The sequence below is a fragment of the Anaerolineales bacterium genome (assembly GCA_016928575.1).
In the GTDB taxonomy this organism is placed as follows: domain Bacteria; phylum Chloroflexota; class Anaerolineae; order Anaerolineales; family RBG-16-64-43; genus JAFGKK01.
This window is the reverse complement of the sequence record JAFGKK010000087.1, coordinates 1-23286: the sequence shown is the minus strand read 5'-3', so window position 1 is coordinate 23286 and position 23286 is coordinate 1. Positions and strand designations below refer to the sequence as shown.

Annotated in this window: 12 protein-coding genes; 3 read left to right on the top strand and 9 right to left on the bottom strand. The window is 63.5% G+C overall.

What is annotated here, in order from left to right; all coding sequences use genetic code 11:
* Nucleotides 1-16: 16 nt before the first annotated feature.
* The 9 genes from JW929_10790 to JW929_10750 all read right to left on the bottom strand — a co-directional run bounded on the left by JW929_10790 (nt 17) and on the right by JW929_10750 (nt 15733).
* On the bottom strand, nt 17-2572 hold the full coding sequence (locus tag JW929_10790) for a hypothetical protein (GenBank protein ID MBN1439885.1): 2556 nt from the start codon (nt 2570-2572) through the stop codon (nt 17-19).
* Between the two features lie 48 nt (nt 2573-2620).
* Nucleotides 2621-3169, bottom strand: a complete 549-nt coding sequence (locus tag JW929_10785) for a hypothetical protein (protein MBN1439884.1) — start codon at nt 3167-3169, stop codon at nt 2621-2623.
* Entirely contained in the window at nt 3166-6006 is a 2841-nt protein-coding gene (locus JW929_10780) for a glycosyl hydrolase 115 family protein (GenBank protein MBN1439883.1), read from the bottom strand. Before JW929_10780 ends, JW929_10785 begins: the two co-directional genes overlap by 4 nt.
* 125 nt (nt 6007-6131) lie before the next feature.
* The gene (locus JW929_10775) at nt 6132-7157 is read right to left on the bottom strand and encodes an ABC transporter ATP-binding protein (protein ID MBN1439882.1); all 1026 of its coding nucleotides are present in this window, start codon (nt 7155-7157) and stop codon (nt 6132-6134) included.
* Between the two features lie 36 nt (nt 7158-7193).
* Nucleotides 7194-8333 (bottom strand): ABC transporter permease, encoded by a 1140-nt coding sequence (locus JW929_10770; protein ID MBN1439881.1) that lies wholly within the window; start codon nt 8331-8333, stop codon nt 7194-7196.
* A gap of 38 nt (nt 8334-8371) precedes the next feature.
* Nucleotides 8372-9358, bottom strand: a complete 987-nt coding sequence (locus tag JW929_10765) for an ABC transporter permease (GenBank protein MBN1439880.1) — start codon at nt 9356-9358, stop codon at nt 8372-8374.
* 134 nt (nt 9359-9492) lie between these two features.
* A complete protein-coding gene (locus tag JW929_10760; protein ID MBN1439879.1) occupies nt 9493-11502 on the bottom strand; it encodes an ABC transporter substrate-binding protein in 2010 nt (669 codons plus the stop codon).
* A 132-nt stretch (nt 11503-11634) separates the two neighbouring features.
* Nucleotides 11635-12693 (bottom strand): dipeptide ABC transporter ATP-binding protein, encoded by a 1059-nt coding sequence (locus JW929_10755; GenBank protein MBN1439878.1) that lies wholly within the window; start codon nt 12691-12693, stop codon nt 11635-11637.
* Between the two features lie 1723 nt (nt 12694-14416).
* Complete coding sequence (locus JW929_10750) at nt 14417-15733, bottom strand: hypothetical protein (protein MBN1439877.1); 1317 nt, start codon at nt 15731-15733, stop codon at nt 14417-14419.
* Nucleotides 15734-16099: 366 nt separating this feature from the next.
* On the opposite strand from JW929_10750, the gene JW929_10745 reads away from it, so the two are divergent.
* The 3 genes from JW929_10745 (at nt 16100) to JW929_10735 (ending at nt 22969) form a co-directional block, all read left to right on the top strand.
* The gene (locus tag JW929_10745) at nt 16100-17395 is read left to right on the top strand and encodes a winged helix-turn-helix domain-containing protein (protein ID MBN1439876.1); all 1296 of its coding nucleotides are present in this window, start codon (nt 16100-16102) and stop codon (nt 17393-17395) included.
* 250 nt (nt 17396-17645) lie between these two features.
* Nucleotides 17646-21518, top strand: a complete 3873-nt coding sequence (locus tag JW929_10740) for a GAF domain-containing protein (GenBank protein ID MBN1439875.1) — start codon at nt 17646-17648, stop codon at nt 21516-21518.
* Between the two features lie 41 nt (nt 21519-21559).
* Nucleotides 21560-22969, top strand: coding sequence for a polymer-forming cytoskeletal protein (locus JW929_10735; GenBank protein MBN1439874.1), 1410 nt, complete (start codon nt 21560-21562; stop codon nt 22967-22969).
* Nucleotides 22970-23286 lie beyond the last annotated feature (317 nt).

Here is a 23286-nt window from a genome sequence, read left to right as displayed (position 1 = left end):
CCTTTCAGGGACCCGCCTAGTCCTCAAAATGCAGCCGGAGGATATCCGCCCCAAAACGGATCTCCATTTGCGGCGCGTCCATTTCACACGTGCAATATGGGTTCTCGTAGTGTTTGAAATTCCCGAGCGGTTGTTCCTTTCCGTCGAGTAGAAACGGGGATTCCCACCCGAAACGACACTGCCCGCCGCGCAGGCCGGTGACCTCCACCCGGTCGCCGTCGACTTTCAAAGGCATCTCCAGCACCCTGCTCTTGAAGGATTCAAAATCCCCGTCCAGGGCGGCCCGCCCCATCTGGCACACCCACACGTTGGGCGTTCCGGTCGAGCGCAACTCACGAAAAGCGCTGTCGCCTGTTTTCATGAACTCCAGCCCCCGGGCGGCCGTCAGGGCGATATAGCCGTCCCCGACCCGGCCAAAAGCCCATCCCTCCCGGATCTCGTATCCGTCCATCCCGTGCACCGGAAAATAGGCGTGGGTATATCCCATCCAATCGTCGTCCTCCGGCCGGTAGATTGCGACGAGCAGATCCTTCCACTGGGCGACGCGGGGCAGGCGGACGTTTCCAAGCCAGAAATTCGGGCGGCGGGCGTCTTCTTCCGAGGCACAAGCCGGGTGGGAGGCGAACACCGTCACCGCCGGGCTCAGGGTGGCCTGCCAGATGTGCTCCCGCGAACCCATTTCGCCGGCTCTCCAATCCTGAGCGGAGCACAACATTCCGTCTGGGGTTTTGTACGTCACTTTGTCCACAACGGCTCCGCCCGGCTCCCCCGCCGCGTGCCGTTCGCGGCTCCAGATTTCCGCGGGCGAATCGGCGGCGATCGCCGCGATTAAGGGGGGGAGCTCGTACGTCGAGCACGCCAAGCTCACCGGCGCGGCGTTCCGCGCGTTAAAAATTCCCATGCCCCACAACAGGCGGGTGATTCCGGAGGCGGCTTCGCGGTATCCGGTCAGGATTTGGGAAGTCTGCGCGCGCCCCTGGGTGGAACCGAATACTCCGCGGAAGGAATTGACGGCGATGGTGAAAAACAGCTTGTCCAGCACGAGCGCCGCCAGCTCCACCATCCGGTCGTCTTCGGCGAGGCTGGTGAGGGTGGAGAGGGCAAGGACGATCTCCGCGAATCCGAGGCTGGAATCCCATTCCGCAAAACCGCGGCGCAGCCGCTTCTCCAGCCACTCCGCGGCCAGCCGTTCCCCCTTCTCCCGGTGCCGCCGTCCGGTCATTCCGGAGTGGACAAAGACCCCATCCGGATGCAGCTGTCCCGCCAGGATCTCGCAGGCGTGGAAGAGGATGGCGCGGCTTTCGCCGCGGAAATCCATGGCGTCGCCGCCCGGCTCGTCGTCCCAATACCGATAGCCGAGAATGCATGTTTCGAGCGGCGGAAGCAGGTCCGCTGGAAACCGTTCTGCCTTGGAATAGCGGAACTCCGCCCCCAGCAAGCCGCACAGCGAAAGCACCGAATCGGCGGCATGCGCGTTCACCTCCTCCGCAGCCTGCCGGACAGCCGAAGGATCCAGATCCTTCCACCAGCCCCCCTCCATTTTCGCGATCTCGGAGAACAAGCCGCTTCGGCGGCGGGCGGCATCCTGCAGGCACTCGCGTTTCCGTTCCGGATAGGTTCCGTATGGCCGGAGGGAAAACTCGTTCGTCACCGTGGACAGATCCCGGTAGCGGGTGATCCGGACGTTCTTCTCGTAGAATTCCTCGGGGATCGGCAAAAACCGCAACCGGTAGTCGCCCTCCGGGGATTGGTAGGGATACCCCATCGGCTGTTGGGCTTCGGACCGCGTGCCGTCCCGCTTGGCCTCGGCGTATATTCTGGCTTCGGGCGACTGCAGGCGGATCACGAAAGGAACCTCGGCCGTACGTTTCCCTTCCGGCAAATAGACCATGATCTTCTCGTTGCGGGTGAAAACATCCTGCCGGGTATGACAGGCTTCAAACAACTCTTCCAGCTTCAGCCGGTAGCGCGCCGCCGGAGCGCAGGTCGGAATGCGGACCGCTTTTTCGTCGGGTCCTTTCTTCTCCGGCAGACCGGTCAACCGCAGGGCCATGGCCAGCGGGCCTGCGCGCACGGCGACGGATTCGAACCGCACCACCAATCGGTTGACACCCTCGCTGATCCGGGCCGGGAAAGCGGCCGTGGCCGGCAGCGGTTCCTGAAAGTGCTCCCGGCGGTGGATATGCCGTCCGTTGATCCACAAATCCGCCGGACCATGGGTTGTGAGGCGGACGGTCACATCCCGGTCCGTCGTACTCCAGAGTTCGGCATAGGCCCAGGCGCGAAGATAGCGGACGGAGGGGTAGTCGGCGGAAAGATCCACCAAATGGTCATGCCGGGTCCGCACGTACCGCCACCGATCTTTAATTTCACCGATGTGATACTCCCCGTACTCCACCGGATCGCCCTCGACACCGATGTCCGCTTGATGAAAACGCCTTGCGATCCGCCGCTTCTCTTCCGCCCCGGCGGGGGATTGCTCGATCTCCACCGGAACGGCCTGCGGTCCGGCCACCAGCCAATGGTGAATGTAGCCGTCGGCCAAGGGGTATCCCAGGGTTTCCATCGTCATGCTTTTCTCCCGGTCCAGCGGAGGGAAACGGCAACCGCCATCCTGAAATTAAGGCGTCCTTTCGCAACGATCTGCAGGGAATCGGCCGCGCGGTAAATGTCCTTGGTCGGCTGCGGCGTCCGCCGGGAAGCGCCCGGCGAAGCGGCCGGAAAGCGCCAACATCCCCGCACCCGCCGCACCTTCCAGCGCCGTCAGCAGAAAGCTGACCCGGTCGGCGGGATGGAACCCGTAGGCCATGAGGCAGGCCTCCCCCAGAGCAAGGACCAGCAACAGCTCACCGAGAATCCGAAGGACGCTTCCCCAAAACGTCCCCCGGCCTGCCGACCGTTTCAAGTGTTCCAGGCTGACGAGGAAAAAAACCAACCAGATCAGCCCGGCGATCATGCAATAGGCAATGTGCGCCAAAGGAACGACGTACTGGTCGCCGTGCAGTGTCCGGACGACGAACACCAGCCACAATTCGTGCCCCAGGGAGGCAATGACCATCGCCAGCAGAAATCCGGCCGTCCAGTCCAACAGGATCCGGAACCTCGAACAACCGCGCGCGCACGGGATTCCCGCCGATCCGTTGGGCGGCCGCCGGGATTCGTTCATCATGCGGGATCGAGCCGGCGGTAACTCTCCGGCGGCCCCAAATAACTCGGCTTCACGCCGCCGGTGTCGACGACAAGCTTCTCGAGGACCACGCCCGGATCCACCATCCAGAATTTTAAGACATGCTCTCCCGGCGCTCCGAGGTCGTGTTCGGAATCGGCGAGGATGATGTTGTCGCTGACCGCCTTCATCCAATCCGGATGGGGATTCGTCACCAGGAAACGTACGGTCCGCGGAGGCTCGTCGTCGAAGGAAACGCCGTAGCGCAGGCCTTGGGCATTCCGGAAGTCGAGGGTCGGAGCCAGATACGCCAGCACGCGCACCTTGCCGCCGCGGAAGAGATGCATCCGGTATTCCAAGCGGGGAGTTTCGCCGCCGGGGGTTTGGCTCGGAGCCGTGACCGGCATCGGGGTCATGCCCGAAAGGGTCCGGCCGAAATCCGGGATCCGCAGCCAGCGGACCGACGCCGTCTCCACCGCCCGGCTGTAGTGCTCCGCTTCCATCGAAACACAGCCGCCGCCCTCGACGAACCCGCACACCTGCTCCGCTTTGGGCGCCGACGGATTATGCACGGGCGCCTGCACCACAACCCGCGCGCCGCGCGGGCCGATGACCGTCAGCGCCGCACGGCTTGCGCCCCGCGGCGCCCTGTCCCAATCCACCCGCACCTCCAGCCGGCGCTCCTTTTCCACCGTGCCCCGGGCCGGGGAGACGGACAGCCAAGGCTGTTCGGTCCGGACCTCGAAGTCGAAAGGCCGGCGGCCGCGATTGAACACTTCCAGGATGCGCGCCGGCCGCCGGTAGCAATCGAATTCCGGCAGAACCGCCTCGGCCGCAGCATGCGGCCACCAAGCGCCGCTGCCCTCCATCGCCACGCCCATGTCCGCCGCGTCGGGGAGCTCGATCTCCCGCAGCTCGGGCATGACGTTTTCCTTCGGCTGCTGCCAGGTCGTGTATCCGATGTGCGTCTGGTCCATCATGTGGTTCCATTTGCCCGCCGCCATCGTTTCGTTGTAATAGCGGGAATACTCCGCGTCCCTGGCAAACAGCCTCCGGACCTCTTCGGCCAAGTCGTTGGTCGCGGCCCGGCCCTGGCCGGCGTACAGGCGGTTGCGGCCGGCCGCGACGTAAAGCGCGTTCAGGTTGGCGCAAGCCTTCACCGGGTGGAGCACCAGCTGGTGGTAGGCATCTCGATATTCCTCCGGCAGGGCGTTTTGAAGCCGCTCGGCTTCCTCGGCCAACCGGTGGTATTCGCCGGCAACAGTTTCGGCTTCGCGGTAGTTCACCTGACTGTACGTTTCCGGGCTGAGCAGTTCGGGCTTGCGGCGGCTGTTGAACTGCGTGTACTGGGCGAGAATCCGGGCGACGGCTTCCGCGTGCCCGGGGCCGAACTGTTGTTCGGCCCAAAGTCGGGTGTATTCGGGCAGGCGTTCCGCCGGCCAGGTTTCGGGCTTCCAGGCGTAGTCCAGGAAGAAGGACGCCGGAAACTCCATCGGCTTGATGTCGCCGACGTTGACGATCCATATCCGCCGCACGCCGTGGCGGTACGCCAGATGCATCTGCTCCCAGGTCCGCGCAATCGGGCTGGTGTTCAGCCACTTGTAATTGCGCGGATCGCCCACGTAATCGAAATGGTAGTAGACGCCGTATCCGCCGCTCCGGGGCGGCGCGCCGGGCTCAGGCAAGCGGCGGATATTGCCCCAGTTGTCGTCGGAAAAGAGCAGGGTGACGTCGTCGGGCACCTGCATGCCCTGGTCGTAGTATTCCTGCACCTCTTTGTAGAGCGCCCATTGCTGCGGAATTTCGGCCGGATCCTTCCCGGTGAGGCGGGCGAGGATCCCACGCTGATCCCGGATGATCCGCTGCAGAAGTTCGAGGTTCGTCTCTGTGGTCATCGGCATATCGCCGTCGCCGCGCATGCCCAGGGTGACGATGGTTTCCTTCTGGCCCATGCTGCGGATGCCGGCCTCCCAGAATTCCCTCAGGACCTGCTCGTTGGCTTGGTAGTTCCAGGATCCGGTTCCGTAGCGCGACCATTCCTGATGCGCCCGCATCATCGGCTCGTGGTGCGAAGTCCCGATCACGATCCCAAACAGGTCGGCCGACTCCGGATTCAGGCGGTCGTCGTCGTAAAAGGCGCGCCCCCACATCGCCGGCCAGAGCAGGTTGCCCTTCAAACGCAGGATCAGCTCGAAGACCTTTTCGTAAAAGGCATGGTTGAACCCGCCGAAGGTTTCGTGCGCCCACTTGTCGAGCGAGGGCGATTCGTCGTTGATGAAAATGCCGCGGTAGACCACGGCCGGCTCGCCCAGGGTGTGGCGCCCCGGCAGGACGAACAGCCCGCGCCGCTTCGGCACCGGCACGTCCGCCCACCAATACCAGGGTGAGACGCCGATCCGCAGGGAAAGGTCGAGCATTCCATACAGCGTTCCGCGCTTGTCGCTGCCGGCGATCACCAGCGCGCTTTCCAGGCCGGGAAGCGGATGGCGGACCGTTTGCAGAACGAACGCCTCCCGCTTTCCGGCCAAGCCCACCGCGTCGAACGTCCCGGCTTTCCCCAGCCGGTCGAGGAGCGGACTGCGGCCGAGCGTCCCGATCAGAACCGCCGCCTTCGCGCACGGAACCGAGTCCTGGAGCAGGTCGGGCTCCGCGTCCGTCACCCGGCGGAGATCCTCCTGCAGCAGCCGGGCGATCCGGACCACTCCCGGATGATCCTCCGGGGAGACGCACAAAGGCGCGGATCGCCGCGTAGTCGACAACGGAAAGGCCCCTTCCCGTTCCTCGAAGGAGATATAGGAAGGAGCCCTCGCGGCAAAAGGATCGAGCGTAGCTTCGACCATAGCGTCACCTCCTGGACGGGGATCCGCACGCCCGTCCTCCATCCGCGCCGAAGAAAAAGGCCGAGATTCCTCCTCCGGCTATCTTGGCCTTTCCCGGTGCGGTCGGCAAGCGGACGTATTGTATTCTATCCCGACGGCGGCTTGTAGAGAACGCAGCGCACTTCGTGCCCCGGCTCGACGATCACGCGGGGCGGTTCTTCCTTCTCGCACACGCCCGGAACGCGCCGGGCGCAGCGCGGATGAAACGGGCAGCCTTTGGGAAGGTTGTACGGATCCGGCACCGAACCGCTGATGGACGCCAGCCGCTCTGCGCGCCCCTGCTTAAACCCCAGGCGCGGGATGGATTGCAGCAGCGCCTGGGTGTAGGGATGCAGGGGGTTATAGAACAGCTCGTCCACCGCGGCGTCTTCCACCACCTTCCCCAGGTACATCACCGCCACCCGGTCCGCCATCTGCGCGATCACCCCCAGGTTGTGGGTGATGAACAGGATCGACATCCCGAGCTCCTCCTGCAGGCGGCGCATCAGGGCAAGGATCTGGGCTTCGGTGGTCACGTCGAGCGCGGTGGTGGGTTCGTCGGCGATCAGCAGGCTGGGATGGCACGAAAGCGCCATGGCGATCATCGCCCGCTGGCGCATGCCGCCGGAAAGCTCGTGCGGGTAGCGGTCGACGGTGCGCCCGGGGAGGGGCATGCCGACATGGTCGAGCATTTCGATGGCCCGCTCGCGCGCCAATTTCGGCGACAATTTTTGGTGCAGGGAAATCACTTCCCCGATCTGGTTGCCGATGGTGTGGACCGGGCTGAGGGATGTCATCGGCTCCTGAAACACCATCGAAATCTCGGCGCCGCGGATCGCGCGGATGGCCTCCCCCTGCGGATCGAGCTTGGCCAGGTCGATGATTTCCGCCGACGGACTCCCGCGCCGGTCCGCGCCGGGCTCGCACAACTGGTGATGGAACAGGATTTTGCCGTCGACCACCCGTCCACCCTTGGCGACGATCTGCATGATCGACCGCGCGGCGACGCTTTTTCCGCAGCCGCTCTCGCCCACCACCCCAAGGGTACTGCACTTGCGGATCTCCATGTCGGCGCCGTCGACGGCCTTGACCGTCCCCTCGTCGAGGAAGAAATAGGTTTTCAGGTCCGTCATTTTCAGGAGCAGGTTGTTTTGGTCCAAGGCTGACTCCTACCGCGCGTAGGGATCGGCGGCGTCGCGCATTCCGTCGCCCAGGAAGTTGAACGCCAGCACGGTCGAGATGACCGCCACCGCCGGCCAAAAGACCCACGGCGTCAGCGCGATCGAGCGGACGTTTTGCGCCTCGGCCAGCAGCACGCCCCAGCTGACGGCCGGCGCGCGCAGGCCCAAGCCGATGAAGCTTAAACTCGTCTCGCTCAGGATCATGTACGGAACGGCCAGGGTGAGGATGGCGATGATGTAGCTCAGGAAAGAGGGCACCATATGCACCAGGATGATGCGCCCCTCGCTCGAGCCCGTCAGCCGGGCCGATAGGATGAAATCCTCCTCGCGCATCGCTAGGAAGCGGCCGCGCACCGTGCGGGCCATGCTCGTCCAGCCGACCAGCGAAAGGATGATCGAAATGGCGAAATACACCTTAAGGACCGACCACTCCAGGGGCAGCGCGGCCGAGAGCGCCATCCACAGCGGGATGTGCGGAATGGATCGGATGAATTCGATGATCCGCTGGATGACGTTGTCGACGCCGCCGCCGTAGTAGCCCGAAATTCCGCCGATGATGATCCCCGCGCTCAGGCTGATGGCTACGCCGATCAGGCCGATCGAGAGCGAAATGCGCCCGCCGTAAATCGTCATGGTGAACACATCGCGCCCGATCCGGTCGGCGCCGAAGAGCATCAGGCGCTCCTCCTCGGTCGACGCGTCCAACCCGAACAGGTGGATGTCGGTTTCCCACAGCCCCCAAAATTTGTAGGGCGGGCCTTTGACAAAGAGCTTGATCGGATGCCGGATTTCGGGGTTTTCGGTGTAGATGGTGCGCAGGGTTTCCGGATCCCGCGAGACCTCGCTTTGATACACGAACGGGAGGTGCAGCCTGCCCGAGGCGTCGACGAGGCGGATGACCGACGGCGGCGCCGATTTGTAGCGGGCGAGGGTTTCATCCGGCAGATAGGGCGAAGCGAACTCGCAGAAGACCGCCAACAGGTACATGAAAACCAGGAACACGCTGCTCGCCACCGCCATCTTGTGCTTGCGGAACTTCCACCACATCATCGTCAGCGGCGAAGCGACGGCGATCTTCTCCTCTATCTGGGCTTCCTTTTCCAAGACAACCTTGGGCGGCTTCGGCATATTCCCTCGCGGCGGCACGGAAGGCGCGGCCCTCCGGTTCACGTCATGCGGATGCGCGGGTCGACCCACGCCAGGAGAATGTCGGACACCAGGGTTCCGATCACCGTCATGATGCTGAGCAGGAACAGGAAACTGCCCGCCAGGTACATATCTTGGGCGGTCAGCGCGTTGAGCAGCATCGGGCCTTCGGTCTCCAGGTTGAGGACGATCGACAGCAAGGTGGCTCCGCCGATCAGGTTGGCCAGTTCCCAGCCCACGGTGCTGAAGAAGGGGTTGAGCGCCACGCGGACCGGGTACTTCCAGATGACACGCCCTTCCTTCAGCCCTTTGGAGCGCGCCGTCTCGACGTACGGTTTGTTGAGCTCGTCCAGCAAATTGGCGCGGGTGGTGCGCAGCCCGCCGGCCGTCCCGTTGAACGCCAGGATCGAAATCGGAATCCAGATGTGCTTGGCCAGGTCGACGACCTTCTCCCACGACCAGGGCGCCAGCAGATATTTGTCGGAAAACAGTCCTCCCACGGAAAGCCCGAGGGAGTTCATGGCAACGTACATCACGACCAGCCCCAGCAAAAAGCTGGGCGTGCCGATCCCCATAAAGCTGATGAAGGTTACGACGTAATCGACGATGGAATATTGGTGCGTGGCGGAATACACCCCGAGCGGGATGGCGATGAACCAGCCGACGATCAGCGAGACCACCGACAGGACCATCGAAAGCGCCATCCGCTGCCAGATCAGGTCCTTGACCGGCACCTGCAACGACATCGACTGCCCCCAGTCGTTGCGGGATACGATCCCCCAGATCCACTTTGCGTATTGCACGTAGACGGGCTGGTTCAGCCCATAGCGTTCGCGCATCACTTCCAATTCGGCCTCGTCGACGACTTCGCCCTGGGACCGCAGGCTGGCGGCGTACGAGGTCAGGAAATCCCCCGGCGGCAGCTGGATGATGATGAAGGTGATGATGGAGATGACGATCAGCGTCGGGATCATGATCGCGATCCGGCGCAGGATGTATCCGAGCATGCGTTACCTCCGGCGGGGGATTGCCGTCTCATCCCGATTCGCGGTTTTTCCCGGGGAGGAGGATTCTCCGCCCGGGAACGGCGTTCCCCCCTCCCTTGCGGGAAGGGGGAACGCCGTCGGCGATCTGGGATTTGTTACGCGTCGTCCATGTGCTGCGACGGATCCTCCCAGAAGAGCGTTTCGGGATTGCGGACGTACTCGTCGCAGGTGGTGTCGTCGTTCGGGCTGGAGGCGAAGTTCTTGAGCCCGTTCTTGACGATGGTCAGCGCGGGCAGTTCGCCGACCACGCCGATCATGGGCAGTTCCTCGGCCCAGATGTCGAGCATCTGGCGGAAGAGGTCGTTCTGCGCGGCCGGATCGCCGGTCTTGAGGATCTGGTCCCAGAGGTCGTGGAGCTTGCGGACGTAGTGGTCCGCCGGCGGTTCGATGGCGATCGGGTTTTCGGGATCGTCGAAGAACTTGTTGTAGGCGTCGACGAAGGGCCGGTCGCTTGCCACGCCGCGGAAGATGAGGGCTTCGGCCGCGAGCGGGACGACCGTCCGGTCGGCGAACCACCAGGCGGCGTCCATGTCGTTGGAGGTGTAGTGCTGGTTGTAGAGCGTCTGCTCCACGAACTTGTACTCGCACTTCACGCCGACGGCCTTGAACATCTTGACCACCTGCTGGCCGGCGTCCTCGTCGGGCGTTCCGGCGCCGAACTGGCCTTCCAGGACGAAGAAGATCGTCTCCGCGTCTTCGGCGTCCGAATACTTGCGGAAGCCTTCCGCGTCCCTGGCGGCGTATCCGGCGTCGTCGAGCATCTGATTGGCCTTGGCCGGATAGTACTCGATGTAGGCGTTCGAGAGTTTTTCGTAGTACTGCGGCGAGAGGGTCAACGGGCTGTACTGGCGCGGGGTGCCCAGGCCGAGGTAGTTCAACTCGTTGATTCCGGGCCGGTTGATCGCCAGCGAGAGGGCGATCCGCACGTCGCGGTTCATGAAGAACGCGCGCAGCTGCTCGTTCTTGCTGGCCTGGTTGAGCACCACCACCATGTGCCGGGCCGACGGGCAGACCACGACCTGGTAATCGCCGGAGGATTCGTTTTCCTTGAAGTAGGTGTAATCGCCGACCTGCACCCGGCGCGCCTGGAAGTCGATCTCGCCGTTGGCGATCCAGAGGTTGAAGGTCTGGGTGTCGGCGAATTTCCGGCTGTGCACCGCATCGAGGTACGGGAGCTGCATGCCGTCGGAATCGACCCCGAAGAAGTAGGGGTTGCGTTCGATGATCCACTTTTCCGAGTTGAGATCGTTCTTAGCGGTCCAGGGGCCGAGGTGCGGCAGTTCGGTGTTCCACATGTAGAACTGCCGGTTGTCGATCCAGTACTTGTCCCAGGATTCGAAGCCCGCCGCGGTGACCTTGGCCTGCAAGGCGTCCTTGTCGGTCGCCGTGTCCATGATCCATTCCTTCATGTAGTGCTCGGGCGTTCCGATCCCTTCGCGGCCGATGATGTAGATCAACAGCGGTTTGGGGTCCTGGTACTTGAAGATGAAGGTGTAGTCGTCCGGCGTTTCGACCGTCATATAGCGCTTGGCGTCGCTGCTGCCGGTCCACCACTTGCCGTCCGTCGCGGGGTAGAGGGTCTTGTTCAGCTTGACCTGCTCGTACCAAAAGCGGACGTCGCTCGATTTAAATTCCACGCCGTCGGACCACTTCATGCCCTTGCGGATATGGAAGGTGTACTGCGATCCGTCCTCGTTGACCTCCCAGGATTCGCACTGACGCGGCTGCATAACCAGGTCCAGGTCGAACCAGACCATGCCGCGGTCGCAGAGTTTGGACATGCCCCATTTGTCGCCCGGGCCGGTGTAGCCGCGATGGATAATCCCGCCGGAGACGCCGTTGCTGTCCAGGACGGGGGCGACCCACGGATTTTCCGGCAAACGCTCGGCAACCGGCGGCAGTGTGCCGTCGGCGACCAAGGATTCCAGCATGGCCGGTTCTTTATAAGCGGCGCCGGTCTCCACGGTGGGGGCGGCCGTGGGCTTGGGCGCGGTGGTCGGGGCCGGCGTGGGGGTGGCGGTGCCGCAGGCCGCCAGGGTGGTGCCGCCCACGGTCATCGCGGTAACCTGCAAGAATTCGCGTCTGGTGATCTTGCGCTTGCTCATAGGGTTTCCTCCTTGGATGGATTCCAGTCTTGATTCGACGGGATCGTCGTTGCCATCAATGGTCGCCGGGGTTCCTCCTTTCTTCCTGCGCAAATCTCTTCTTCTCGCTCAAAGCGTTCTCCGCAGGCCGGGTTAATTCGCCGACTCCTTTCCGGCGATTTCCGACACCCCGGCCAAAGCCAACTCGTCTGCCCGATGGCAGCTGACGTAATGCTCGGGCGCAATCTCGCGCAACTGCGGCTCCTCCGTCCTGCACCGCTCGATGCAGAAGCGGCACCGCGGGTGGAAATAACATCCGCCGGGCGGGTGGGCCGGGTCGGCCACATCCCCCTGCAGGATGATGGGTGTCGTCCGACGGCGCGGATCGGGCTTGGGCACCGCCGAAAGCAGGGCTTCGGTGTAGGGATGCTTCGGGTTGTAAAACAGCTCCTCGGTGCGCGCGTGCTCCACCAGTTTGCCGACGTACATCACCACCACCCGGTCGCTGATGTGCTCCACCACGCTGAGATCGTGGGAGATGAACAGGTACGTCAGGTTGAAATCCTTCTGCAGGTCCTGCAAAAGGTTCAGGGTTTGGGCCTGGACCGAAACGTCGAGCGCGCTGACGGGCTCGTCGCAAACCACCAATTGCGGATTGAGCGCCAGGGCGCGGGCCACGCCGATCCGCTGGCGTTGGCCCCCCGAAAAAGCGTGCGGGTATCGGATCATATATTCCGGACGAAGGCCGACCACGCGCAGCAATTCGGCGACCCGCTCCCGCAATTCCCTTCCCTTGGCGACTCCGTTGACCAACAGCGGCTCCCCGACGATCTGCAGCAGGTTCATGCGCGGGTTCAGGGAGGAGTATGGGTCCTGGAAGATCATCTGCATGTTCATGCGAATTTGGCGAAGCTGTTTGGAATCCAATTCGGCGACGTTCACCCGTCCGAGTTTGCAGTCGTCAAACCACACTTCGCCGCTGGTCGGATCGTAGGCGCGCATGATCAGCCGCCCGGTGGTGGTTTTTCCGCATCCGCTTTCCCCCACCAGCCCCAGCGTTTCGCCGGGCCGGATGAAAAAGCTGACGTCGTCGACGGCCTTTACGTGTCCGATGACCTTGGTGAAAAAAAAGCCTTTTTGAATCGGGAAATGCTTTTTGAGGTTTCTCACCTCGAGCAAGTACGGGAAGGCCGCCTTCGGTTCGGATCTCATCGCGCCCTTCCGGAATCGGAATGCGCCGGTCGGAGTGCCGCCGGAGATGCCGACCGACGGTTTTCGGAAAAGCCCGCGATCGTCAAGCGGGCGGCGGAAAAAGGACGACCAGGACGAGGTTGTTTTTTTTCGGCCGGCATCACTCCCGCCCTTTGGATTGCCGGTTTGCCACCGCGGTTGAAATTCCTCCCCGCCCGGCGGGATGGGTTGCCGCGGCAGTCCGGATTTCCGAATTTGACCTCGTCCATCCGGCGGCCGCAAAGCGGCTCAGCCGGATCACGCCGGGAGACATCGTAGATCCCAGAACAGTTCAGGTTTTCCGCTGCCTGTCGTCCTGGGGATTTCCGTTCGCCGAATTCATTACAGGTATTGGCCAACCGCAGCGTTCCCCCAGCCCGGATATACCCGGCCAAGGGATCCGAAGCTTGCCCAGGCAGGCAACGCCTTCGGTTTTTGCGAGATTGACAGATCGCCGTTTGGTTTGAACGGGGAAACCACCCTGGGCTTTTTTTATGGAAAAATCGAATAATCGTTCCGGGAGTTGCCGGATTAAACGGCGTCTGCATAGCCCCGGTATCGGCAGAAACCGACGGGAAGCGACAACCGGTATCGCACATTAGTTGTCCGACCGTCGGCGGTACCCGTCGGGCATGAGTCGAATGAGTAATCATGAAAACGTTACCGGAAAATGAATTCGGCTTCTCCCCCCAGCCCGCGCATGATAACCGCCGCGGTTTCCGTCTTCTTCCAAACAGATACTGGTCCGAAAAAGAGGCAACGGAAATCCGTTTTCTTTGGATTGCGAAAGACGATCAAATCGTCTCAAGGATGCGGAAGCGTACAAGGAAAAATCATAGCATCCTTGCATAGGCTAGTCAATGTAGCTGAGCAAATTTTTCATAAATCAAAACGGTTTTCTACAAAGAACAAACGCTTTCCTTTGCTGGTTTTATATCTCCTCAACCTCAGGATCAGCTACCCGTTCCTCCGCCTTCCCCTCGCGCCCCCTTGCTTTCCCTCGCCCCGTTCTTGACAATCGCTCGGGACAGGTTCGATCACCTTTCCCGGAATTGCGCCGGGATCGGTTCCCGGCTCCACAACCTCGGAAAAAGGAGTGCACTTTCCCGAAGCCGTCGATCATGAGATCCGGGCTGGAAAAATGAATCCCGGAACGCCCGTCACGAGCGGAGCGTGTGACGGTGACGGGAGGATCGGATGGGGGGGGAAAAAAAAAGCCTTTCCGGCGGGTTGTGTTTTTCCCGCATCGGGGTGGGCAGACAATTGGTTTTTTCCCGCCGATCCCGCGCATAGAAAATAATCCCGGACAGACCGACATCAACCCGATCCCTCGCCTCTTTCCCGATCCTGCCTGCAGGTCGGAATATCGCCGGCGGGTTCCCCGCGGCGGGACGACCTCCGGACCGCCACCGCGGCGGGATGCCGATCCGAGCGCTTTATGGCTTGGGGTCGTAAAGACCAAGCCGGGAAACGGCGCCGGCGGTTCGGCGCCGGCGCTTGCGTCATCCGCCGACGATGCGGAAAAAACGACAAGGGGAAGAACGCAGGGTATTCGCCGGCTCTTCCTCCCGGGGAAGACCAAACCGGAAAAGCGGATCGCAATGAAAAATCCGTCTTGCGGGACGCGTCGGGGCTTGCCATTCAGCCTGTGCCGATCCGCGGCCGTCCATCGGAGACCCCGTTCGGCGAGGTCGAGATGTGCACGTCAGGATTTCACTTCGGCGGTGATTCCGCTTACGATTGCCGGAAGCAGGCGATCCTGGTTGGTTTTATCGCCCAGCTGACCGCTTTCGTTGAATCCCCAGCAATGCACGGCGCCGTCGTCCGTCAGCGCGCAGGTGTGCCCTCCGCCGCCGTCGACTGCGGCGACCTTGCCGGTGATGCCCTTCACCTCCACCGGTTGAAGCCGGCTGACGACGGAGTCATCGCCCAACTGGCCGTAGAAATTCCACCCCCAACACCTCAGGACGCCGTCCGCGGAAAACGCGCAGGTCTGGCTCCATCCGGCCGCGAGGCCCGCCGCCGCACCGTCGAAGCCGGCGACGTTCACCGGGGCGGATTGGTTTTGCTTGGTTCCATCGCCGAGTTGCCCGTACGCATTCTGCCCCCAGCACAGAATACCGCCCGCTTCGGTCAGGACGCACGCGTGTCCGCCTTTGGCGGCCAGCGCGGCGACGCCTCCGGAGAGGTTGACAACGGGCGCCGGAGCGTACCAGGCGGTTCTTTCCGAGCGGTCGCCCAACTGCCCCAGTTCGTTGTTCCCCCAGCACATCACCTCCCCGCGGAGAGTCCCGGCGCAGGTGTGGGCCGTCCCGGCCGCAATGAACGCCGCGCCATCCTTGAGCGCCGGAACGTCGACGGGGGTATTCCGCGATTCGGTCGTGCCGTCGCCGAGTTGGCCAGATTCGTTCAACCCCCAGCATTGCACGCCGCCCGAAGCGGTCAGCGCGCAGGTGTGGTCATCTCCGGCCGCAATCGCGACGACGCCGGAATCCAACCCGGATACGGCCACCGGCTCGCTGCTGCGCTGGTTCGTCCCATCGCCAAGTTGGCCGTACTTGTTGCGGCCCCAGCACAGGACGCCGCCGTCCTCGGTTAGGACGCATGTGTGGCCCCATCCGGCGGTGACCGCCACGGCAAGGACCGTTGGGCCCTTCACGCCGACCGGCCGGTTTCGATTGGTCCGGGAGCCGTCTCCCAACTGGCCGTTATCGTTTCTTCCCCAGCACATCACTCCCCCCTCGGCGGTGACGGCGCAGGTATGGTTCCACCCGGCCGCGAGGGGCCGGAACGTCATCGCCGGGGCGGGCGGCGCGGTTAGGGTTGCCGAGGGCTCCGCCTGCGGTTCGAGGGTCGCCGTTGCGCTGAGGGTCGGCGTGAAGGCCGGCGGCAGCTGCCATTGCGTGGGGGATTCCATCGGCGTGACAGCCCCGCCGTCGCCGGCGCTTTGTCCGCATGCCGCCAGGATGACCGCCAAAACCGCCCCGATGCCGGCCAGACGTCCCCGCCGGAAAACCCGCATAAGCCCTCCCGCGCTTCCTATAATAAGCATTGCTTGCCGCAGGCCGTGGAACAAGCCGGCCGAGCCCCGCCCCGGCTTAGATCGGGCCGACCATCTTCCATCGCATTTTCAACCCTCTGCTTGGCGATCGCGGCGCAATTTTAACCCCGCTTGGCAAAAAGGACTACCGACCGGGGGAATGCTTCCTCCACCGATCGAATTCACGCCGGAGAATAATTACCGTCGGCCGCCCGCCCAACTTCCCGCAAAAGCGAAACGGGATCGTTCCTCCTTCATCGCTCTTCGCCGTGCATCTCGAACCTAATGGCCGCGGGTTAAACGCCGGCGGCGGGCATTCCGGCGGGGGAGCGTGGGCGGGAATCGCCCGTGGTCCGCCCGTGCTACAATATCCCCGAGATGGCCGACAACCCCTTCTACCACCGCGGTCCGGTATCCCGTCCGGAATTCTTCTTCGGCCGCAAACGGGAGCTGGCCTACCTTTTCGACCTTCTGCGCAAAGGGCAAAGCGTTTCGATTTCCGGACCGCGGCGGATCGGCAAAACGTCGCTGCTGATGCACGCCTCGAATCCGGCGGTCGCCGCCGCGCACGAATGCCCGCCGGAGCGCATGGAATTCCTGCTCCTTGACGGCGGAACCCTCGACGGTTTGGGAGAAGCGGATTTTTACGGCGCCGTCCGCCGCTCCCTCGACGGAGGATCCGGCGGCGTTCCGTACGCGGATTTTCTGGAAAGCATCCGGCGCGAATTCTCCGGCGGCCGCCGCAGCCTGGTTATCCTGCTGGATGAATTCGAATTGGTCGCGTCGAATCCGCGGTTCGGCACCGCACTGTTCAACCGTTTGCGGGGTCTGGCGGCCCAGTATCCGGTCCGTTTCGTCACCGCCTCAAAAAACCCTTTGTGGAGACTGGGACGGGTCAATCCGGAAACGCTTTCGTCCCCGTTCTTTAATTTTTTCGCGCCCATGAGCCTCGGCTTGATGGAGGAGAGGGAAGCGCGCGAAATGCTTCAAACCCTTTCCGCCAAAGCCGGCAAACCGTACGCGGACCGCTCCCTCGATCCGATCCTCTCGCTCGCGGGGACTCACCCGCTGTTCCTTCAAGTGGCGGGCTACCGCGCGTTCGAATCCGCGGACTCTTCCGGCGAGGTTCCTCCGGAAGCGATTCCCGCAATCCGCCAGCAGATGCTCGCCGATTTGGAACCCCACCTGCAATATTACTGGAGCGAGCTGGGGGAGGAGGACCGGTATGCGCTGGCGGCTTTGCCGATGACCGGCGGGGAAAGTCCCGGATTGGCGGAGGCCGGTTTGGTCTGCGGCGGGAAGTACGTCGGCACGGTGCTCGAACAATTCGTCCGCCGCCAGGCGGTTCCCGGCCTGCTGCAAGGCGGCCCCTTCCTGATCGACCTGCGGCGGAGTCTGGCGACCGTCTCCGGAAAGGCGGTCCATCTCACGCCGACCGAGTTTTCCTTGCTGAAGGTTTTTCTCGAGAAACCCGGCCGCGTGCTGGCTCCGCAGGACATCGAAGCCGCCCTGTGGCCCGGGGAGAAGACGTTGGACCCTGAACGGGCCCGCGGCGTCGTCAAGAAGCTGCGCAACGCCCTGGGAAGCGCCGGGGAATTGTTGGTCAATCGGCGCGGTCAAGGCTACTTGCTGGCATTGGATTGACTTCCCGTCCCTCGCGATGGGTTGGAGCGCACACCGAGGGCTTCGGCACGGAAAGCGCCCGACCGGTTTCTGGACGCCGGCCGAAACCACGGCGGCTTGACGGCTTTTTGGATCGTCGTTCCCTTTTCCGTCCCGCCGGGGCATTCCGGTCACCTCCCGCGCCCGTCCCGCAACTGACCCGAAATCGGCACACAACGCCCCCGCCCTCCACCTACCGGAGAAACCGATCCCCGGATATTCTTTAACCGAGATGAACATTTCTTCTTTGCGCAAGCGGCTGGAATTGATCATCCCGGGCTCCCGGACGTCGGACCGCCGGCTGTTTGTTGCCCGGCTGGCCTGGGTTCTGGTGGCGGCCGCCCTCTTGGCGATGGCGGTGTACGCCGTCGCCTCGCATTCGAGGTGGATCGCGACCGATCTTCCGGCGTCGGAGTTGAAAATTCTTGCCGACGCCGGGATCCCGGCTGCCGCCTACAGCGTCTTTCTCGCGGTCTTGGAACTCCTGGTGGCGTCAGCCTTCGGAACGGCGGCGCTGGTGATCTTCTGGTCGAAGCGCGACGACGGCACCGCCCTGCTCGTATCCTTCGCGCTGATCACCTTCGGCGCCACCGTTTTCCCCTTCCTTTCGAGCGCCGGGTTCGCGTGGCTGGCGCGTCCGGTGCAGATCTTCGGAATCGCCGCCGCGGCGCTGACCGTTTTCCTCTTTCCCGACGGCCGGTTTGTTCCGTCGTGGACCCGCTCGCTGGCGTTCGGGCTCGGCATCTGGCTGACCGCCCTGCTGGTCCTTCCGGAGATCACCGCCGCTGCGAGTTCGGTCAGCTGGCTGGCCCCGGTCCAAACCGGATTGCGGGTCGTCGCCTGGCTGTTGGGAACCGACATCTCGGCCGATTTCATCGACCAAGCGGTGGCCGCATTCCGCACTCTGGGTCTTCTGTCGATGCTGATCGGCGGCTTCGGCGCCGGCGCCTTCTCCCAGATCTACCGCTACCTGCATGCCTCCAACCGGCAGGAAAAACAGCAGACCAAACTTGTGGTGTTCGGCCTGACCATCGCGGTGGCCGCTTCGTTGGCCTATTACCTCCTGCCGGCCTTCGCCCCCCCGCTTCGCGAGCCAGGCGGTCTGCGCCTTGTCTTCCAGGCCGTCAGCCAAACCGCGTATTCGATCGCCTTGGTTCTGGTCCCGGTTTTTCTGATGATCGCCGTCCTGCGATACCGGCTGTGGGACGTGGACCAGCTGATCAACCGCACGCTGGTCTACGCCCTCCTGACCGGTTTGCTCGGCGCGCTGTATCTGTTTGGGATTTATTTCTTCCAGGCGATCGTCCGCGCCGCCACCGGCCAGAATTCGGAATTGGTCATCGTCGGGTCCACCCTGGCGATCGCCGCGCTCTTCCGCCCCCTGCGCGACCGCCTGCAGGATTTCATCGACCGGCGCTTCTACCGGGAGAAGGTGGATTTCCGCCTCGCCTTCACCGAGTTCGGACGGGAACTGCGGACACTGTTCGACCTCGACGAATTGCAGCGGACCCTGGTGCTGCGCGTCACCCAGCTCCTGCACATCCAATACGGCGCGGTGTTCCTCCGCGAAGGGGGCGGATCGTTCGCCCTGACTCACGCCCATGGATTGCCGGAGGAAGGGGCGCCCACGCTTCCGCCGCGGCCGGACATCCTCGAACGGCTGGAAGGCGGAGGAATCGCCGCCAAATCCGGCGCGATGCCCTTCCCCCTGCTCCTCCCGCTGATCGCCCCGCGAACCGGACACAAGGACCTGGTCGGCATCCTCGCCCTCGGGCCGCGGCTTTCCGGAGAGGAGTATTCCCGCGAGGATCAGTCGCTCCTGCTCGGACTGGCCGATCAGGCCGGCACCGCGATCCGCGTCGCCCAATTGATCGAGGAGAAACAGGCCGAAGCCCGCCAGCGGGCGGAGATTGAGCGCCAATTGGCCGAGCATTGGAATTCGCCGCTGGGCCGGGCGGAGGCGACGGCCGACCAAATCCTGCTCCACCCGCAAGGAGCGCTGGCCGAGTTCCACCGGCTGACCCAGGAGGCCCGCGACAACCCGGATTCCGCCGCGCTGGTGGCCAACCTTCCAAACGCGCTGGAAAACGCCAAGGCGGGCGGCCTCGCCCGCTTGGCGGAGGGCTTCAGCTACTTGCTGGAAAGCCACAACTCCCCCGAGATGCTCCCGGTCTCCCTGCGGACAATCACCGCCCAATTGCGCCAGTTTCAAGAGCTTGGAAACGCCCCGGCCGGCGCCGTCCGGGGTTTGGCAATCTACTCCGCCTGCTTGAACGCCGCAGCCGCGCGTTCGGTCTCGGAGATCGCCGGCTGGACGGCCGCGTCCGATCCACCCGGGCCGGAGGAGGAGTTCTTTACCGGATTGCGGGCGATGCTGGCCGAACTGCAGGCGGCCTCGAATTCGCTCCAGGCGTACGAACGGGTCGACACCGCGCAGGATAAGCTCGCCTATCTTGCCGGCGCCATGGAACGGCTGGGCAGGCTCCATCACGCGGCCCACTCCGCCCTCGGGGCGGCCGACCGTCCCGTCATCCGCCGCATCGCCGAACACTGGATGGCGGTGGTCACCGGGGCGATGGGCGAATTGCATTCGCGGGCGCAGATCGTTTGCGAACTGCTCACCCGCCATACCTGGCAGGAGGACGTGGTCGTCCTCGGGCTTTCCCTGCGCAACGCCGGCCGCGGCGCGGCGGTCCGGGTCGAGGTGCGCCTCCAGCCTTCCGGCGAATACGCCGTTCTCGACGGTGCGGCGGCGCTCGCACATTTGGGCCCGGGAGAGGACGCGCAGGTGGAATTCCGGGTCCGCCCCCGGCTCGCTTCCGGCTTGCGGCGTTTCCGCGCGCTGTTCGAAATCCGCTACACCGATCCGCGCGGAGCGGACCAATGCGAAAGCTTCGCCGACGCCGTACAACTGCTGGAAACCCCGCGCGAATTTCGCGCCATCCCGAATCCCTATGTGGTCGGCACCCCGCTGCGCGCCGGATCGCCGCTGTTCTTCGGCCGCGAAGACGTCATGGGTTTCTTGTGCGAGCACCTGACGGCCGCACACCGCAACAACCTGGTTCTCATCGGCCAGCGCCGGACGGGCAAATCCTCCCTGCTCAAACAACTCACCCTGCGCTTGGGCGAGGGCTTTCTTCCGGTCTACCTGGATGGCCAGGCGCTCGGGTTGGATCCCGGCATGCCGGCCTTCCTCCACTCGGTCGCCTCGGAGATCGCCTTTGCGATGGAAGACCGGGGGATGGCGGTCGCTCCGCCGAGTTTGGATGCGTACGCGGAGAATCCGACGTACTTCTTTGAGCGGAATTTCCTGCCCGAGGTGAGGCGGAGTCTCGGCTCGCGCCCGCTGCTTCTCCTGCTGGACGAATTCGAGGAATTGGAATCGTCGGTGCGGCGCGGGACTCTGGATGCGGCGGTGTTCCCGTTCCTGCGGCACCTGATCCAGCATTCCGAGAACCTAAGCGTCGTTTTCTGCGGCACCCACCGGCTGGAGGAACTGGCGTCGGATTATTGGAGCGTCCTGTTCAACATCAGCCTCTACCGCCACATCGGCTTGCTCAGCCGCGAGGAAGCCATGCGGCTGATCCAGGAACCCGTGGCCGGCGGCGGGATGCAGTACGACGATCTGGCGCTTGAAAAAATCTGGCGCGTCACCGCCGGACACCCGTACTTTCTGCAGTTGGTTTGCCACAATCTGGTCAACCTGCACAACCGGTTAACCCGCAGTTACCTCACCGTGGCCGACGTGAACGCCTCGCTGGAGGAAATTCTCACCGCCGGGGAAGCCCACTTTGTCTACCTTTGGACGGAATCCACTCCGGCCCAAAAGCTGGCGCTGTTCGCCATGAGCCAGCCGGGAAGAGCGGCGATTCTCACCCCGATCCAAGCGGCGGACAGCCTCGCGCATCGCGGGGTTGCGGCGGACCGGACGGAGCTTATCGGCGCCTTCCAGCGGCTTGCGGCGCGGGATATTTTCTCCGTGGTCCAGCGGCCGGACCTGCCTTACGGAGAAGCGTATGGATGGAAACTCGGCCTGCTGGGGATGTGGGTGGAGAAAAGCAAATCCCTGCGGCAGGTGGTGGACGAGGAAAAAAACCGGGGGTAGGGATTCCGGGCTCGTTAAACGGTATTGAAAAGGAGAAAACCATGATTGCCAAATCTCGCATCCCGGCGGTCCGTGTGCTGATCGCATCGGCGCTCGTCCTGGCCGCGGCGGCCGTCCACGCGCAACCCGCGCGGGCGTTGGAGATCGACCGCGACGGATATTTCGGCGAGGGGGAGGTGGTCGACGACGACCTGTTCCTGGCTTACGAATCGGTGGAGATGGCCGGAACGGTCAACGGCAACCTGATCGCCATGGGAACCGACGTCCTCATCCGCGGAACCGTCAACGGCGACGTTTTGGCCTTCGGATCCACGGTCCGCATCAGCGGGGCGGTGAACGGCAACCTCATCTCCGCGGGAGGGGACATCATCGTCGAGGGCAGCGTGAGAGACAGCCTGTTCCTCGGCGGCAACACCATCATCCTCGGTCCGGAGGGGACCGTCGGCGGGAACCTCTATGGGGGCGCCTTCAGCATCACCCTCTCGGCCGGATCGATCGTCGAACGGGACGCCTTCCTGCTCGGATACCAGGCCATCCTGGACGGCGAAGTGAAACGCGACGTGCAGGCGGCGCTGGGAGCCTTGGAGGTGAACGGCAAGGTCGGCCGCGATGTGATCGTCGACATCGGGGAGCCGGACGAGGACGCGGAGGATTACGCGTACTTTATCTACACCCCTTTTACATCCACCGGTCGGATCCTTCCTCCCGGCCTGCACATTTCCGAGGAGGCCGCCATCGGCGGAAAATTGGAATACCACAGCGCGGTCACGCAGTCGGCCGGAATCCAAGCCGCGCCCGAGGGCGGCGTCGTCTACCACTACCGCAAGAGCGAGGACTTCCCGAAAGCCGGCGAGGATCGAGAAAACGCGAAGATCCATGTCATCGACTTCGGCGCGATGTTTATGAATTATGTCTTCGGGGTGATCCGCGAGCTGCTGACCCTGGTCCTGCTCGGGGCGCTGGCGGTCTGGCTGATCCCCTCAGTCCTGAATCGGGCCGTCGGAACCCTGCGCGCCAAACCGCTGCCCGCCCTGGTCTGGGGAGGGGTCGTCCTGGTCGGCGGATGGACCGCGTGGATCATAACCGGCATTATCATCCTGATGCTCGGGCTGGCGATCGGGGTGGTGACCCTGTTCGGGCTGATGTCGTCCGTGTTTGGAATCGGCTTTTCGGCCCTCGGCCTGGCGGGCGCCGTCTTCCTGGCGGTCATGTTGTATGGCAGCAAACTGGTCGTCGCCCTGCTGATAGGGGACCTGATCCTGCGCCTGTTCCGCAAGGACTACTCCGCCAGCTGCTTCTGGCCGTTGCTGCTCGGCATCCTGGTGATGGTCTTCGTCGATGCCATCCCGGTGCTGGGTTTCCTGGTGAGCTTCATCGTAATCCTCTTCGGCCTTGGGGCGCTGTGGATGATCTTCCGAGACTGGTGGCGGACCCGCGGCGCGAAAGCGTAAGCGTGGAAGCTTCAGCAGGAACCGGCCCCCGGCGGTTCGCCGGGGGCCGGTTCCTGCGCCCCTCCGCTCCGGCGAAGATGGTAAATTCCTTGCGGTTGCTCGAACCAGCTCCCCCCTCCGTCCCAGACCCCATTCCCGGCTTCGCTTCCCCCGGTCTCCGCCGGGCGAAGGGGAGAAGATTCGGGCCGGGGAAAAGGATCAGGCATGAATGTGCGGAAAAAAACTATAATAGAGCCTGTTGCACGAGTAAAGCAAATTTCGGGAATTGCCGTAAAACCAGCGAGTCCTTTTCGCAGATTTAGTGTTTTACATAGCAG